Source organism: Streptomyces sp. NBC_01276 (assembly GCF_041435355.1).
In the GTDB taxonomy this organism is placed as follows: Bacteria; Actinomycetota; Actinomycetes; order Streptomycetales; family Streptomycetaceae; genus Streptomyces.
On record NZ_CP108442.1, the window covers coordinates 4,693,445 to 4,710,159 of the forward strand.

The following is a 16,715-nucleotide window of genomic DNA, read 5'->3' on the forward strand; positions in this document are numbered from 1 at the left end:
CCCTGCGCGGGCGAGGCGGACCGTCCCCTTCCCGGCCCCGCGCACACGAGGCGGACCGTCCCCTTCCCAGCCGTTAGGGTGGGGCGCTGTCCAGCAGCCTCCGAGGGCACAACACCCCCGGATCCCCGGCCGGAGGGCCCGTACCGCGATGTCCCTGCACAGCAACTCGACGGCCTCCCACCAGGCAGCCGCCACTCCCGAGTTCCCCCGGCACGTCGTCACCGCGGTCCTCGTCGCCCACGACGGAGCCCGCTGGCTGCCCCAGACCCTCGCCGGCCTCCTCGCCCAGGAACGCCCCGCGCAGAGCCACGTCGCCGCCGACACCGGCAGTGCCGACGACTCCGCGCGCCTGCTAGACCAGGCCTTCGGCGACGACCGCGTCCTGCACCTCGCCCGGCGCACCGGCTTCGGCGCCGCCGTCGACGAGGCCGTCCGCAGCGCGCCGCTCCTGACCGCCGAGGAGCTCCCGTACCTCAAGCGTCCCAGCGGCTGGGACCCCGTCAGCCGCACCTGGCGCGACGACGCCTACGACCTCCCCGACCTCCCCCACGGCGAACCCGTCCAGTGGCTCTGGCTGCTCCACGACGACAGCGCCCCCGAACCCGACGCCCTCGCCGAACTCCTGCGCGTCGCCGACGAGAACCCCGACGCCGCCGTCATCGGCCCCAAACTGCGCGGCTGGTACGACAAGAAGCAGCTCCTCGAAGCCGGCGTCACCATCGCCCGCAGCGGCCGCCGCTGGACCGGCCTCGACCGCCGCGAACAGGACCAGGGCCAGCACGACCAGGTCCGCCCCGTCCTGTCCGTCTCCACCGCCGGCATGCTCGTGCGCCGCGACGTCTACGACGCCCTCGGCGGCTTCGACCGCCGCCTGCCCCTCATGCGCGACGACGTCGACCTGTGCTGGCGCGCCCACAGCGCCGGCCACACCGTCCTCGTCGCCCCCGACGCCGTCCTGCGCCACGCCGAGGCCGCCGCCCGCGAACGCCGCACCGTCGACTGCGCCGGCCGCTCCGCCGTCGACCCCCACCGCGTCGACAAGGCCGGCGCCGTCTACACCCTGCTGGCCAACTCCTCCGGCCGTGCCCTGCCCTACGTCCTGCTGCGCCTGGTCGTCGCCACCCTCCTGCGCACCCTCGGCTACCTCGTCGGCAAGGCCCCCGGCCAGGCCGTCGACGAGTTCACCGGCCTCCTCGCCACCCTGCTGCGCCCCGGCCGGATCCTCGCCGCCCGCAAGGCCCGCCGCCGGCCCGCCGTCCCCGCCGCCGACCTGCGTCCCCTCTTCCCCCCGCCCGGAGCCACCCTGCGGGCGGGCGCCGAACAGCTCGCCGGCCACTTCGGCTCCGGCCAGGGCGCCGACACCGCCCCCGCCGGACGGCACGGCGGAGCCGTCGAATCCGGACCCGGCGGCGACGACGCCGACTACCTGGAGATCGAACAGTTCGGCCGGCTCAAGCGGATCGCCCGCAGGCCCGCCCCCGTCCTCTTCGCACTCCTGCTGCTGGTCTCCCTCGCCGCCTGCCGCGCCCTGATCGGCGGCGGCAGCCTGATGGGCGGCGCCCTGCTGCCCGCCCCGCCCGGCGCCCTCGAACTGTGGCACGCCTACACCGGCGACTGGCAGCCCGTCGGCATCGGAACCACCGCCGGGGCACCCCCCTACCTCGCGGTCCTCGCCGCCTTCGCCGCGCCCCTGCTCGGCTCCACCAAGGCCGCCCTGACCCTGCTGCTCGTCTGCTCCGTCCCCCTCTGCGGGCTCACCGCCTACTTCGCCTCCCGCCCCCTCGTCACCTCCCGCCTGCTGCGCGCCTGGGCCGCCGTCGCCTACGCCTTCCTGCCCGCCGTCACCGGAGCCCTCGCCGGGGGCCGCCTGGGCACCGCCGTGCTGGCCGTCCTGCTGCCGCTCCTCGCCCGCTCCGCCGTCGCCGCCTTCGGCCTCGCCGACCGCGAGACCACCGGATCCTGGCGGGCCGTGTGGACGTACACCCTGCTGCTGACCCTGACCACCGCCTTCACCCCCGTCGTGTGGCCGCTCGCCGCCGTCCTGGGCACCGGCGCGCTCCTCGTGCGCCGCGCGCGCTGGAAGGCGTACGCCCCCCGGCTGCTCGCCACCCTCGCCGTCCCCCTGGCCGTCCTCGCGCCCTGGTCCCTGGGCCTGCTCACCCACCCCGGCCGCTTCCTGCGCGAGGCCGGACTGCCCTACGGCAGCGGCTCCGCCACCGCCCTCGGCCTGCTCGGCGCCAGCCCCGGCGGCCCCGGCACCACCGGCGGACTGCTCTTCGCCGGAACCGTCCTGGCCGCCCTGGCCGCACTGCTGCGCGCCGACCGGCGCTTCGCCGTGGCCGTCGCCTGGACCACCGCCCTGGCCGCCCTGTTCCTCGCCGTCCTCCTCAACCGCGACGGCTGGGCGGGCCCCGCGACCCTCGTCCAGGGACTCGCGCTGATCGCGGCCGCCGTGCTCGGCGCCGACGGCGCCAGGGAGCGGGTCGCCGCCCGCAGCTTCGGCTGGCGCCAGCCGCTCGCCGCCCTCGTCGCCCTCGGCGCGGCCCTCGGCCCGCTGCTCCTCGCCGCCGTCTGGACCGTCGCCGGAGCCGACGGACCGCTGGGACGGCGCGACCCCGTCCAGGTCCCGGCCTTCGTCGCCGCCCAGTCCGACGACAGCAACCGCACCCGCACCCTCGTCCTCGGCGGCGACTCGCCCGCCACCGTCTCCTACACCCTGGTCCGCGGCTCCGGCGTCCGCCTCGGCGACGCCGAACTCCTCGCCGAGGCAGGCTCCGGACCCCGCCTCGCCCAGGCCGTCTCCAGCCTGGTCTCCGGCTCCGGAGCAGACCAGTCCGAGCAGCTCGGCGCGTTCGCCGTCCGCTACGTGATGATCCCGCCCGGCGGCTCCCCCGCGATGCGCCGGACCCTCGACGGGACCCCCGGCCTGCGCCAGCGCCATCAGGACGACGGCACCGCCATCTGGGAGGTCCAGCGGCTGCCCGCCCGCGTCGCGATCCTCCCCGGCAGGCAGGGCCAGGCCACCGTCGCCGTCGACGCCGGACCCGTCGAGGCCCACGCCAAGATCCCGGCCGGCGAGGAGGGCCGCACCCTGCGCGTCGCCGACCGCGCCGACCCGGGCTGGCACGCCACCCTCGACGGCAAGCCCCTCAAGCCCAAGGCCCTCGAAGGCCGCGACGGCTGGGCACAGGGCTTCGCCCTCCCCAAGGAAGGCGGCCGCCTCGCCCTCGTCCACACCGACTCCCTGGCCCGCGACGCCTGGCACTGGACGCAGGGGATCCTCGCGCTGGTGCTGCTGGTGATGGCCCTGCCCGGCCGCCGCGCCCGCCTCGACGACGACCTGCCCGAGGAGGACGCCGCCGCCCCCGCCTCAGACCGCACCGGGGCGAGCGTGCCCGGACAGGGCCGCCGCGCCCGCCGGGCCGCCCCCGCGGAGCCCGCGCCCGAGCCGGCCCCCGCCGAGGCCGTCGCCGACCCGTACGCGCAGATCCCGGCGCAGCAGGTGTACGGGGAGGAGTCGTACGCCTACCAGGAGCCCTGGTCCCCGTCCCCGTACGCGGACGGGCAGCAACAGCAGCAGCAGCCGCAGCAGCCGGCGGAGCAGCCGGCGGAGCACGGCGACCCGTACGCCCAGCAGTACGCCCAGCCGTACCCCCAGCCCTACGCCGCCCCGCCGCACCCGGACGCGCAGCAGGCGTACGGCCAGGGGCAGCAGTTCGGCTACACGCAGCAGCAGCCGCCCCACCCGTACGAGTACGACCAGCAGCCGTACGACACCTACGGACAGCACGACCCGCGTCCGGACGGGAGCCCCCAGCAGTGAAGCAGCGCGCCCCCCTCACGTTCGCGGCCGTGACCGCGGCCCTGGCCGCCGCCTGCGGCCTGGCCGTCCTCACCGCCCCCGCCGCCACCCCGGCCGGGGGCACCGGCGGCCCGCCCGCCGCCCGCATGCCGGTGGAGCGGTCCGTGCTGGTGTGCCCGGCGCCCAGCTCCTCCGACATCGCCGAGACCACGTACACCTCCCTCACCCCCGGCAAGGGCGCGGGCAAGGGCACGGCCCGGCTGCAGACCAAGGACGGCAAGACGGTCCTGCAGCCCAAGGAACCCGGCAGGCCCGTCGGCGCCACCGCCTCCGGAGCCGAGGCGCCCGCTCTGACCGGCACCGCCGACGGGGTCCTCGCCCCCGGGTGGACCGCCCAGCAGACCACCAAGGTCGCGGTCGGCCAGTCCCGCGGCCTGCTCGGCGTGGCCTGCACCGCACCCGGCACCGACTTCTGGTTCCCCGGCGTCAGCACCGCCAAGGGCCGCCAGGACTACATCCACCTCACCAACCCGGACGACACCGTCGCCGAGGTGGACGTCAAGCTGTACGGCCCCGACGGCCTCGTCAAGGGCAAGCCCGGCACCGCCGACACCGTCATCGCGGTCGACCCCCGCTCCACCACCAAGGTGCTGCTGTCCTCCCTCGCCCCCGACGCCCAGCTCACCGACGTCACCGCGCACGTGACGACCGGCTCGGGCCGGGTCGGCGCCTCCGCGCAGATCGGCGAGGACGGGGTGGGCGCCGACTGGCTGCCCGCCTCGGCCGGACCGGCGGGCTCCGCCGTCCTGCCCGGCATCCCCGCCGACGCCACCTCCGTACGCCTGATCGCCTTCGCCCCCGGCGAGGACGACGCCGACCTCCGCCTGAAGCTGGCCGGCCCCACCGGCTCGATCAGCCCGGCCGGCGCCGAGCAGCTGCACCTCAAGGCGGGCATGACCGCGAGCGTGGACCTGAAGGACGTGACCCGCGGCGAGGCGGGCTCCCTGCTGCTGGCCCCCGCGGACCCGAAGAAGGCCGTACCCGTCGTCGCCGCCCTGCGCGTGGTCCGCGGCACCGGCACCAAGCAGGAGCTGGGCTTCATCCCGGCCGCCGCCCCCGTGGGCGCCCGGGCCACCGTCGCCGACAACCGCCTCGACGACAAGGCCACCGCCCTGGCCCTCACCGCCTCGGGCGGCGCCGACGCGAAGGTCCGCGTCACCGCCTCGGCCGGGACCGAAGGCGGCGAGAGCGCCGTCAAGGAGGTCACGGTCAAGGCGGGCACCACCCTCGCCGTGTCACCGCCGCCGGCCCCCGCGGGCGGCAAGGGCGCCTACGCCCTGACCCTGGAGACCCTCTCCGGCGGCCCCGTCCACGCGGCCCGCACCCTGACCCTCCCGCACGAGGGCATCCCGATGTTCACCGTCCAGACCTTCGGCGACGACCGCTCCACCGTCTCGGTGCCCCGCGCCGTCGAGGACCCCTCGATCCTCGTCCGCTGACCACCGCTGACCACCGTCCCGGTACGGGCCTCAGTCCTGCCCGTACCGGGGGTCCACGGTCTCCGGGGACAGCCCCAGCAGCTCCGCCACCTGCTCGACCACGATCTCGTGCACCAGCAGCGCCCGCTCGTCGCGCGTCTTCGCCCGGATCTCCACCGGCCGCCGGAACACCACGATCCGGGCCGGCCGCCCGTCCCGGGCCTCCACCAGCCCGCCCAGCGGCACCGCCTCGTCGTTCCACCCGGCGTCGGGCCCGCCCGGCGGCCCCGGCACGTCCGCGATCACGAACTCCACCTCGGCGAGCTGCGCCCAGCGCCGCTCCAGCCGCTCCACGGAATCCCGTACGAGGTCGCCGAACAGCTCCGCCCGGCTCGCCGACAGCGGCACCTGCGGTGGCGCGAGCGGCCCCCGCATCCCCCGGCCGTGCCGGTCGCGCCGCCGCGGCCGCGGCTCGTGGGGGGTCTCGGCGGAGGGAGCGGGGCGGGGAGGAAGGGAGCTGTCCGTCACCCCCGCAGGGTAGCCCTCACCCCACCTCCCGGAAGGGCCCCGATCCGGTCACGGCCCGGTGTCGCGGCGGTGTCACACCCCGAACGATCCGGTCAAGATCGGGTACCGGCGCGGCCCCGACGGCCCCCGCCGGACCCGTCGCGGGAGGCGACACGGGGGACCGGCCGGGGGGCGAGTCGTCGCGGCCCGGTCAAGAGTGCGGTACCGTCCAACGTCGTGAGCCTTGTACGTCGCTGTTCGCGCACCGCGTGCGGCCGCCCTGCCGTCGCCACACTGACGTACGTCTACGCCGACTCGACCGCAGTTCTCGGCCCGCTCGCCACCTACGCCGAACCCCACTGCTACGACCTGTGCGCCGAGCACTCCGAGCGCCTGACCGCCCCGCGCGGCTGGGACGTCGTCCGCCTGTCGGACGGCTCCGGCCCGTCCCGCCCCAGCGGTGACGACCTGGAAGCCCTCGCGAACGCCGTGCGCGAGGCGGCCCGTCCGCCGGAGCGCGCGGCCGAAGCGAGCGGTTCCGGTCAAGGTCCCCGGGTGACCGGCGAGACGCGCCGCGGACACCTGCGCGTCCTGCGCTCGCCCGACTCCTGACACCGGGATCGTCTGAAAAGCCGCTCTGCGCACAGGGTAGGTTTGCTCCACCGCACAGAACCTTCAGGAGGGCAGGCAGTGGCCGCAGATCTTTCGAACATCGTCAAGGCATACGACGTACGCGGCGTCGTACCGGACGAGTGGGACGAGCCCCTGGCCGAGCTGTTCGGTGCTGCGTTCGTCGAGGTCACCGGCGCCACCGCGATCGTCGTCGGTCACGACATGCGGCCCTCCTCCCCCGGCCTGTCGGCCGCCTTCGCCCGGGGTGCCAGCGCCCGCGGCGTGGACGTCACCCTGATCGGGCTGTGCTCCACCGACCAGCTGTACTACGCCTCCGGCAAGCTGGACCTGCCCGGCGCCATGTTCACGGCCTCCCACAACCCGGCCCAGTACAACGGCATCAAGCTCTGCCGGGCCGGCGCCGCCCCCGTGGGCCAGGACACCGGCCTCGCCACCATCCGCGAGCTCGCCGAGAAGTGGACCGACGAGGGCGCCCCCGCGATCCCCGCCGGCACCGTCCCGGGCACCGTCACCGAGCTGGACAGCCGCCCCGGCTACGCCGAGCACCTCAAGGGCCTGGTCGACCTCACCTCGATCCGCCCCCTCAAGGTCGTCGTCGACGCGGGCAACGGCATGGGCGGCCACACCGTCCCCACCGTCTTCGAGGGCCTCCCGCTGGACCTCGTCCCCATGTACTTCGAGCTGGACGGGACCTTCCCGAACCACGAGGCCAACCCCCTCGACCCGAAGAACATCGTCGACCTCCAGGCCCGCGTGATCGCCGAGGGCGCCGACCTCGGCCTCGCCTTCGACGGCGACGCCGACCGCTGCTTCGTCGTCGACGAGCGCGGCGAGGGCGTCTCCCCGTCCGCCATCACCGCCCTGGTCGCGGCCCGCGAGCTGGCCCGCAACGGCGGCACCGGCACCGTCATCCACAACCTGATCACCTCGTGGTCCGTCCCGGAGGTCGTCCGCGAGAACGGCGGCACCCCGGTCCGCACCCGCGTCGGCCACTCCTTCATCAAGGCGGAGATGGCCTCCTCGGGCGCCATCTTCGGCGGCGAGCACTCGGCGCACTACTACTTCAAGGACTTCTGGAACGCGGACACCGGCATGCTCGCCGCGCTCCACGTCCTCGCGGCCCTGGGCGGCCAGGAGGGCACCCTGTCCGCGCTGGTCGCCGAGTACGACCGCTACGTCGGCTCCGGCGAGATCAACTCCACCGTCGCCGACCAGGCGGGCCGCACGGCCGCCGTCAAGGCCGCGTACGCCTCCCAGGAGGGCGTGACCTTCGACGAGCTCGACGGCCTGACCGTCTCCGCCGCCGACTGGTGGTTCAACCTCCGCCCCTCGAACACCGAGCCGCTCCTGCGCCTCAACGTCGAGGCCCGCGACGAGGCCACCCTGGACAGGATCCGCGACGAGGTCCTCGCCCTCGTCCGCGCCTGAGGCTCCCCGCCCCGGCGCCGGGCCGCCGACATCCGGCCCCGCCCGCGTTTGAGGAGCGGGTTTCCGGGGGCAGAGCCCCCGGAAACGGACCCGCACCCGCCGCGGTCCCCGCGCCGCCCTCCCGGGGGCGGCCCGGGGCCCGGGGTGGGCCCCCCGGGCCCGGCGGCCCCACCCCCACCTCCGAGCCGCACCGCAGGTGACTCGGCGGTACGCTGACCACGCCCGATCCGCGATCCGCGGCCCGTATCCCCGAAGGGAACCGCCCCATGCCGCTCGAAGCCGGCCTGCTGGAGATCCTCGCCTGCCCCGCCTGCCACGCCCCCCTCCGGGACAACTCGGCAGACGAGACCGCACCCGAGCTGATCTGCACCGGCCAGGACTGCGGCCTCGCGTACCCGGTCCGCGACGGCATCCCGGTCCTGCTCGTGGACGAGGCCCGCCGCCCCGCGTAACCCCTCCCCGCCGCACCGTCCGACCCGCGCAGCGCAGACCGCACACGCCGTCAACACCGCCGGAGGCCGCCATGCTCGACGAGCCACTCCTCGACGCACCGGACGATCTCGCCCGTGCCGACCGCCGCGGCCTCCTCCGCGGCGCCGCCGACGCCGGGGCGAGGGTCCGTACCGCCGCCCGGCACGCGACCGAGGCGGGCCTGGCGGACCTGCGCCCCGACGGGCGCCCCCGGTCCGTCCTCATCGCCGGCCCCGGCACCGCGGCCACCGGCGTCGCCGACCTCCTCGGCGCCCTCGCAGGAGCCTCCGCCCCGGTGATCCGGCTGCACCCCACCGGCGTCGCGTACGCCGCCGGGGCCCTGCGCTGGGCGCTGCCCGGCTGGGCGGGACCGGTGGACCTGCTCCTCATCGTCACCACCGACGGCACCGAACCCGGCCTCGCGGTCCTCGCCGAGCAGGCCTACCGGCGCGGCAGCTCCGTGGTCGCCGTCGCCCCCGAGCGCTCCCCGCTGAGCGAGGCGGTGGACGGGGCGCACGGGGTCCTCGTACCGATGGCCCAGGCCCCGTACCAGGAGTACGACGAGTCCGCCGCGGCCGGCCCCGGCGCCCTGTGGGCCCTGCTGACCCCGCTGCTGGTCCTCCTGGACAAGGTCGGGCTGGTCTCCGCCGCGCCGGACACCCTCCAGCTCGTCGCCGACCGGCTCGACCGCACCGCCGAGCGCTGCGGCCCCGCCATCGCCACCTACTCCAACCCGGCCAAGACCCTCGCCGCGGAGCTCGCCGACTCCCTGCCGCTCATCTGGAGCGAGGGCGCCGGAGCCGGCCCCGCCGGCCGCCGCTTCGCCGCCACCCTCGCCGAACTGGCCGGGCGCCCCGCCCTCGCGGCCGACCTCCCCGAGGCCCTGCCCGCGCACGGCGTCCTGCTCGCCGGGGCCTTCGCCGCCGGAGCCGACCCCGAGGACTTCTTCCGCGACCGCGTCGAGGAGCCCCAGACCCTGCGCGCCCGCGTCGTCCTGCTGCGCGACCGGCCCACCGGAGGCCTCTCCGCCGCTCCCGCCGCCCGCGAGCTCGCCCTCAGCCACGACACGGCCATCAGCGAGCTCGAACCCGAGGAGGGCACCGAGCTGGAACAGCTCGCCGAGCTCCTCGCCGTCACCGACTTCGCCACCGCCTACCTGGCGCTGGCGTCCCGGGGACACGGCTGAGGCGCGCACCCGCGCCCGCCCCCACGCTCCACCGATCCAGGAAGAACGACGGAAGACCACGATGGACCGCCTGAAGAACACGATCCGCCCCTACGCCTGGGGATCCACCACCCTGATCCCGGCCCTCCTCGGGGTCGAGCCCACGGGTGAGCCCCAGGCCGAGATGTGGATGGGCGCCCACCCCGGCGCCCCGTCCCGTCTGGACCGCGGAGCGGGCGAGACCACCCTGTCCGCCGTCATCGAGGCCGACCCCGAGGGCCAGCTCGGCTCCGCCGCCGTCGCCAAGTTCGGCCCCCGTCTGCCCTTCCTGCTCAAGCTCCTGGCCGCCGGCGCCCCGCTCTCCCTCCAGGTCCACCCCGACCTGGCCCAGGCCAAGGAGGGCTTCGAGGACGAGGAGCGCCGAGGCGTCCCGATCGACGCGGGCCACCGCAACTACAAGGACGCCAACCACAAGCCCGAGATGATCTGCGCGCTCACCCCCTTCGACGGACTGTGCGGCTTCCGCCCGCCGCTGGAGGCCGCCGCGCTGCTCGAAGGCCTCGGCGTCGACTCCCTCAAGCCCTACGCCGACCTGCTGCGCGCCCACCCGGAGGAGGCGGCCCTGCGCGAGGTCCTGACCGCCGTCCTCACCGCGGACCGCGCGGAGATGTCCCGTACCGTCAGCGAGGCCGCGTCCGCCGCCGAGCGCCTGGGCGGCCCGTACGCGCCGTACGCCTCCCTCGTCCACGAGTTCCCCGGCGACCCGGGCGTGATCGCGGCCATGCTGCTCAACCACGTACGGCTCCAGCCCGGCGAGGCCATGTTCCTCGGCGCCGGCGTTCCGCACGCCTACATCGACGGCCTCGGCGTGGAGCTGCTGGCCAACTCCGACAACGTGCTGCGCGCGGGCCTGACCCCCAAGCACGTGGACGTCCCCGAACTGCTCAAGGTCGTCCTCTTCGAGCCGAGCGCCCCCGCCCTGCTGCGCCCCGAGGGCGGCGCCGAAGAGGTCTACGAGACCCCCATAGACGAGTTCCGCCTCTCCCGTTTCGTCCTGGCACCCGGCGGCGCCCCCCACACCCTCCCGGACGCCGCCCCGCAGATCCTGCTGTGCACCGCGGGCGCGCCCGCCGCCGGCGAACTGACCCTCGCGCCGGGGGAGTCGGTCTTCGTCCCCGCGGGCGAAAAGGTCGAACTGTCCGGTTCTGGTACGGTCTTCCGCGCCACCCTGGTCCTCTGACGTACCGTCGGCCGCACAGGCAGCTGCAACAATGTGCGGCCGTAGTCAGTGGCTAGGAAGGGACATCGGCACCCATGAGCGCGTCGGGCGGTACCAGGGCGATCGTGGCGGCACTCGCCGCCAACCTCGCCATCGCTGTAGCCAAGTTCGTGGCATTCCTCATCAGCACGTCCTCGTCGATGCTCGCCGAAAGCGTCCACTCGCTGGCCGACTCCGGGAACCAGGGCCTGCTGCTCCTCGGCGGGAAGAAGGCCAAGCGCGAGGCGACCCCCCAACACCCCTTCGGGTACGGGCGGGAACGCTACATCTACGCCTTCCTCGTCTCCATCGTCCTCTTCACCGTCGGTGGCCTGTTCGCCGTCTACGAGGGCTACGAGAAGATCCACGACCCGCACCCGATCAAGGCCTGGTACTGGCCCGTCGGCGTCCTCGTCTTCGCGATCGTCGCGGAGAGCCTCTCCTTCCGCACCGCGATCAAGGAGTCCAACGAGATCCGCGGCAACCAGACCTGGAGCCAGTTCATCAGGCGAGCCAAGGCGCCGGAGCTGCCGGTGGTGCTCCTGGAGGACTTCGGCGCGCTCATCGGCCTCGTCCTCGCCCTCGCCGGCGTGGGCCTCGCCCTGCTCACCGGCAACGGCGTCTGGGACGGCATCGGCACCGTGTGCATCGGCGTACTGCTGATCGCCATCGCCATCGTGCTCGCCCTGGAGACCAAGTCCCTGCTCCTCGGCGAGGCCGCGGGCACCGAAGAGGTCGAGAAGATCAAGGCCGCCCTCGTCGACGGCGACACCGTCACCCGCGTGATCCACATGCGGACCCTGCACCTCGGCCCCGAGGAACTCCTCGTCGCCGCCAAGATCGCCGTCCAGCACGACGACACCGCGACCGAGGTGGCCAACGCCATCAACGCCGCCGAGGCCCGCATCCGCGCGGCCGTCCCGATCGCCCGCGTCATCTACCTGGAGCCGGACATCTACCACCCCGAGGCCGCCAAGGCCGAAGGGAACTGACCCCGGTCCGGACACACGAAGGCCCCCACGGCTCACCGAGCCGCGGGGGCCTCCGCATGTCCGTACGGGGCGTCGTCGTCCGCTCCTACGAGGGCACGTCCGCGCGCCCACCGGGCCCGACCGGCGCCTGCGCGTCCCCCGGACCCGGCTGCGCGACGACGGGAGCCTGCTCGCCGGCCCCCTCACCGCCGCCCTCGCCCGGCTCCGGCTGCGCCGCCGGAGCCGGGATCGCGGCGACCGGGGCCGCGGCGGCCCGCCCGGCCCGGCCGCGCGCCCGCCGGGCCACACCCGCCAGCACACCGCCGAGCAGGAGCACCAGAGCGCCGGCCAGCTGCCCCCACACGGCCAGCTTCGCCATCGGGTACGGCACGACCCGGGCGGTGACCTTGGCCTCCGGGACCGGACCGTTGTTCGCGTACTGCGAGCCGTCCGAGTTCATCCGGTTGTCCGCCATCAGGAAGACGTACCCCTTGGGCACCTTCACGTTGAAGGCCACCGCCGACGGGTTCTTCCACTGCTCCAGGTACGGCTCGTCCAGCGGCGTCCCGTTCAGCACCAGCCGGTACTGGCCCGCCACCTTGCTGCTCGGCTTGTACTGGATGCGGTCCCCGCCCACGGCGACGACCCGGTTCATCTGGGTCTTCTGCAGGGACCACGGCACGGAGGCGAGCACGACGTCACCGCGCCGCAGCTTCCCCTTGGCGACCGGTTCCAGGTAGATGCTCTCCCCGTTGGTGTAGGTCGGCGTCATGGTCCAGCCGACCTGCTTGCCCTCCGTGTACCGCGAGGGCGGGTTCACGGCCTTCGCCACCGTCACCCCGCCGAGGATGACCGCTCCGAGCACCAGCAGGACGATCGCCGCGATCCCGCGTCTGCGTCCTGGCCTGTGTTCCATTTCGTCCCTTCCGATGTACCTGCCTTGCATCGTAGGTCGACCGGGACGCCGTCGATGCCGCCGGGGGGCCGGTGTGCCGAGTACGTACATACCGATTCGGACACTGCGCGCACGCCGTCGGGTCCCGCACCGCGGCGGTGCGGGACCCGACGGGACGGAGCGGAAGGACCGCCGCTAGCGGATCTCGCGCAGCACCTCCAGGACGGCCGCCCGGTCCGGCGCGCCCCGCAGCCGGTCGCGGAAACCGGTGTCCATCAGCTTGCGCGACAACAGCGCCAGGATCCGCAGGTGTTCGTCCCCGGCCGCCGCCTCCGGCACCGAGATCATGAAGACCAGCCGGGCCTTCGTACCGTCGAGCGCACCCCACTCGATGCCCTCGGCGGACCGGGCGAAGCCCACCGTGGGACGCGTCACCGCGTCCGTCTTGGCGTGCGGGATCGCGATCGACTCGCCGAGCCCGGTCGTGCCCTGCGCCTCGCGGGCGAGGGCGACCCGGACCAGTTCGTCCACGTCCCGCACGTTGCCGGTGGTGGCCAGCATCTCGGCCATTTCCCGGATCGCCGCCTCCTTCGAGTCCGAGACCAGCTCCGGCTTGACCGTCCGCGCGGTCAGGTAACCGGACAGCACCTCCGCCTCCTCCGCCTCCTCCGGCGCGACGGCGGCCGCGGGGACGGGCGCCGCGGGGACGGCGGGGGTGACGGCCGCGGCGCGCGTGAGGGCGGCCGTCCCCTCCGCACCGGCCCCCACGCCCACCAGTACGGGCTCGGGCGTCGGCGCCGTGGCCTGCGCCGGGCCGCCGCGGCGCTCCTTGACCTCGATCAGCAGGTTGGTGGTGAGCGCCGTGACGACGGCACCGACGGCGATGGCGACGAAGAACATCGCGACCCCGCTGACGGCGCCGAACAGCGCCACGACCGGACCGCCGTGCGGCACCGAGTCCTCGACCCCGGTCAGGCCCGCGAGCGCGCCCGCCACCGCGCCGCCGAGCATGTTCGCCGGGATGACGATCGCCGGCCGGGCGGCGGCGAACGGGATCGCGCCCTCGGAGATGCCGAAGAACCCCATGAACAGGGCGGCGACGCCCGTCTCCCGCTCCTGGTCGCTGTAGAGCCTGCGGCGCAGCAGCGTGGCCAGGCCCTGGCCCAGCGGCATGACCGGGATCGCGGCGGCGGCCATGCCCATGACGGCGTTGTTGGTGCCGATGAGGCCCACCGCGACCAGGAAGGCGGTCTTGTTGACCGGGCCGCCCATGTCGAAGGCGATCATCAGGCCGATGATCGCGCCGAGCACGACCGCGCTGGAGCCGGTCATTCCGTTCAGCCAGGCGGTCAGGGTCGTGAAGAGCCAGGAGATGGGCCGGCCGATCACGTAGATGTAGAGCAGCCCGACCGTCAGCGTCGACACGATCGGGATCACGATGATCGGCATGATCGGCTGGACGAACCGGGGGACCTTGACCTTCTTGATCCACACGACGACATAGCCGGCGAGGAATCCGGTCGCGATCGCGCCCAGGAAGCCCGCGTTCGCCTCGGCGCCGTAGATGTTCACGGCGTCGGCGGCCAGGAAGCCGCCGAGCATGCCCGGAACCAGTGCGGGCCGGTCGCCGAGCGCGTAGGCGATGTAGCCGGAGAAGACCGGCAGCATCAGCTTGAAGCCGAGGCCGCCCAGCGCGTTGACGTAGGACCAGAACGAGCCCTCGTCGAACCCGATGCCCTCGGACGTGGTGTGCCCGCCGAGCGCGATCGACACCGCGAGCAGCAGACCGCCCACGACCACGAACGGGATCATGTGGGAGACACCGTTCATCAGTGCCTTGTACGCCGCGCCGCGCTCCCGGCCCCCGTCACCCCCGCCGCCGGAGGCCGCCGCGCCGGTCTGCACCGGCGCGCTGCGTACCCGCTCGATCAGCTCCTTCGGCTTGTGGATGCCGTCCGCGACGCCCGTGGACAGGACCCGCTTGCCCGCGAAGCGGTCGCGGTCGACCTCCTTGTCGGCGGCGATGATCACGCCGTCCGCCTCCCTGACATCGTTGTCAGAGAGCACGTTCTCGGCCCCGATGGATCCCTGCGTCTCCACCTTGATGTCCACGCCGAGTTCGTCGGCGGCCTGCTGCAGCTTCTCCGCGGCCATGTACGTGTGGGCGATCCCCGTGGGGCAGGCCGTGACGGCCACGAACTTCAGGCGCTCGGGCCCGCTTGCGCCTCCGCCACCGGGAGGGCCGGCCGGACTGGTGGTCACTGGAATCTCCTTCAGCCATGGGTCCTGCGGGGCCGTGCGCACGACCCGGTCCACCAGGCATCCTGCCCCACCTGAGAGGTGCATCAAAAGTCCGAAAGGCCCCGAACCGTTCCGCCTTAGGGCCTGAAACCGGCACCCGACACATCCCCCTCACGACTGGGGCCGCTAGGCCGATCGGTGTAGATTCGTCGTCAGTGTCAGGCGTCGCTGCTGATGGCGGTCGGGCGGTCCCCGTGGCCGGCCGAGGGGAGAGAGGGCCCCCGACGGACTGTGCTCGGCGTACCGTCCCCGACGGCACGCGGCCCAGCCGTACCCACCCTCTCGAACCATGAGGAGCAGCACCCATGGACTTCAAGGTCGCCGACCTTTCCCTTGCCGCCTTCGGCCGCAAGGAGATCACCCTGGCCGAGCACGAGATGCCGGGTCTGATGTCGATCCGCCGGGAGTACGCCGAGGCGCAGCCGCTGGCCGGCGCCCGGATCACCGGCTCGCTGCACATGACCGTGCAGACCGCGGTCCTGATCGAGACCCTCGTCGCCCTGGGCGCCGACGTCCGCTGGGCCTCCTGCAACATCTTCTCCACCCAGGACCACGCGGCCGCGGCCATCGCCGTGGGCCCGAACGGCACCCCGGAGAACCCGCAGGGCGTCCCCGTCTTCGCCTGGAAGGGCGAGACGCTGGAGGAGTACTGGTGGTGCACGGAGCAGGCGCTGACCTGGCCGAACACCCCCACCGGCGGCCCGAACATGATCCTCGACGACGGTGGCGACGCCACCCTCCTCGTCCACAAGGGCGTCGAGTTCGAGAAGGCCGGCGCGGCCCCGGACCCGTCCACCGCGGACTCCGAGGAGTACGCGCACATCCTCACGCTCCTCAACCGCACCCTCGGTGAGGCCCCGCAGAAGTGGACGCAGCTCGCGTCCGAGATCCGCGGCGTGACGGAGGAGACCACCACCGGTGTCCACCGCCTCTACGAGATGATGGCCGAGGGCACCCTGCTGTTCCCGGCGATCAACGTGAACGACGCCGTGACGAAGTCGAAGTTCGACAACAAGTACGGCTGCCGCCACTCCCTGATCGACGGCATCAACCGTGCCACCGACGTCCTGATCGGCGGCAAGGTCGCCGTCGTCTGCGGTTACGGCGACGTCGGCAAGGGCTGCGCCGAGTCCCTGCGCGGCCAGGGCGCCCGCGTCATCGTCACCGAGATCGACCCGATCTGCGCCCTGCAGGCCGCGATGGACGGCTACCAGGTCGCGACGCTGGACGACGTGGTGGAGAGCGCCGACATCTTCATCACGACCACGGGCAACAAGGACATCATCATGGCCGCCGACATGGCCAAGATGAAGCACCAGGCGATCGTGGGCAACATCGGCCACTTCGACAACGAGATCGACATGGCCGGCCTGGCCAAGATCGAGGGCATCGTCAAGGACGAGGTCAAGCCGCAGGTCCACACCTGGAAGTTCCCCGACGGCAAGGTCCTGATCGTGCTGTCCGAGGGCCGCCTGCTCAACCTGGGCAACGCGACCGGTCACCCGTCCTTCGTGATGTCGAACTCCTTCGCGGACCAGACCCTGGCCCAGATCGAGCTGTTCACCAAGCAGTCGGAGTACCCGACCGACGTCTACGTGCTGCCCAAGCACCTCGACGAGAAGGTCGCCCGCCTCCACCTCGACGCCCTCGGCGTCAAGCTCACCACCCTGCGCCCGGAGCAGGCCGCCTACATCGGCGTCGAGGTCGAGGGCCCGTACAAGCCCGACCACTACCGCTACTGATCCCCACGGATCCACAGCACCGAGCCAGGCCCCCGGCACTCCGCCGGGGGCCTGCCCCGTACCT

12 protein-coding genes are annotated in these 16,715 nt (G+C 74.0%); 9 read left to right on the plus strand and 3 right to left on the minus strand.

What is annotated here, in order from left to right:
* Positions 1-148 precede the first annotated feature (148 nt).
* Both OG295_RS21060 and OG295_RS21065 read left to right on the plus strand, forming a co-directional pair.
* On the plus strand, positions 149-3,823 hold the full coding sequence (locus OG295_RS21060) for a glycosyltransferase family 2 protein (protein ID WP_371678273.1): 3,675 nt from the start codon (positions 149-151) through the stop codon (positions 3,821-3,823).
* Complete coding sequence (locus tag OG295_RS21065; RefSeq protein WP_371678274.1) at positions 3,820-5,301, plus strand: DUF5719 family protein; 1,482 nt, start codon at positions 3,820-3,822, stop codon at positions 5,299-5,301. Before OG295_RS21060 ends, OG295_RS21065 begins: the two co-directional genes overlap by 4 nt.
* Before the next feature lie 30 nt (positions 5,302-5,331).
* Here the strand turns inward: OG295_RS21065 and OG295_RS21070 are convergent, their stop codons facing one another.
* Complete coding sequence (locus tag OG295_RS21070) at positions 5,332-5,808, minus strand: metallopeptidase family protein (protein ID WP_371678276.1); 477 nt, start codon at positions 5,806-5,808, stop codon at positions 5,332-5,334.
* Positions 5,809-6,024: 216 nt separating this feature from the next.
* Between OG295_RS21070 and OG295_RS21075 the strand changes: the two genes are divergently transcribed.
* The 6 genes from OG295_RS21075 to OG295_RS21100 all read left to right on the plus strand — a co-directional run bounded on the left by OG295_RS21075 (position 6,025) and on the right by OG295_RS21100 (position 11,734).
* A complete protein-coding gene (locus OG295_RS21075) occupies positions 6,025-6,399 on the plus strand; it encodes a DUF3499 domain-containing protein (protein ID WP_371678277.1) in 375 nt (124 codons plus the stop codon).
* 78 nt (positions 6,400-6,477) lie between these two features.
* The gene (locus OG295_RS21080; protein WP_371678278.1) at positions 6,478-7,848 is read left to right on the plus strand and encodes a phosphomannomutase/phosphoglucomutase; all 1,371 of its coding nucleotides are present in this window, start codon (positions 6,478-6,480) and stop codon (positions 7,846-7,848) included.
* 266 nt (positions 7,849-8,114) lie between these two features.
* The gene (locus tag OG295_RS21085) at positions 8,115-8,300 is read left to right on the plus strand and encodes a Trm112 family protein (protein ID WP_266839393.1); all 186 of its coding nucleotides are present in this window, start codon (positions 8,115-8,117) and stop codon (positions 8,298-8,300) included.
* Positions 8,301-8,371: 71 nt separating this feature from the next.
* The gene (locus tag OG295_RS21090) at positions 8,372-9,505 is read left to right on the plus strand and encodes an SIS domain-containing protein (protein WP_371678279.1); all 1,134 of its coding nucleotides are present in this window, start codon (positions 8,372-8,374) and stop codon (positions 9,503-9,505) included.
* Positions 9,506-9,566: 61 nt separating this feature from the next.
* Entirely contained in the window at positions 9,567-10,724 is a 1,158-nt protein-coding gene (gene manA, locus OG295_RS21095; RefSeq protein ID WP_371678281.1) for a mannose-6-phosphate isomerase, class I, read from the plus strand.
* 74 nt (positions 10,725-10,798) lie between these two features.
* Positions 10,799-11,734, plus strand: coding sequence for a cation diffusion facilitator family transporter (locus tag OG295_RS21100; protein WP_371678282.1), 936 nt, complete (start codon positions 10,799-10,801; stop codon positions 11,732-11,734).
* An 85-nt stretch (positions 11,735-11,819) separates the two neighbouring features.
* On the opposite strand, the gene lepB is transcribed toward OG295_RS21100, so the two are convergent.
* Entirely contained in the window at positions 11,820-12,629 is an 810-nt protein-coding gene (gene lepB, locus OG295_RS21105) for a signal peptidase I (protein ID WP_371678283.1), read from the minus strand.
* 174 nt (positions 12,630-12,803) lie between these two features.
* Positions 12,804-14,762 (minus strand): fructose-specific PTS transporter subunit EIIC, encoded by a 1,959-nt coding sequence (locus tag OG295_RS21110; RefSeq protein ID WP_371681255.1) that lies wholly within the window; start codon positions 14,760-14,762, stop codon positions 12,804-12,806.
* A gap of 452 nt (positions 14,763-15,214) precedes the next feature.
* Between OG295_RS21110 and ahcY the strand changes: the two genes are divergently transcribed.
* Entirely contained in the window at positions 15,215-16,651 is a 1,437-nt protein-coding gene (gene ahcY, locus OG295_RS21115) for an adenosylhomocysteinase (RefSeq protein WP_371678285.1), read from the plus strand.
* The last annotated feature ends 64 nt before the right edge of the window (positions 16,652-16,715 follow it).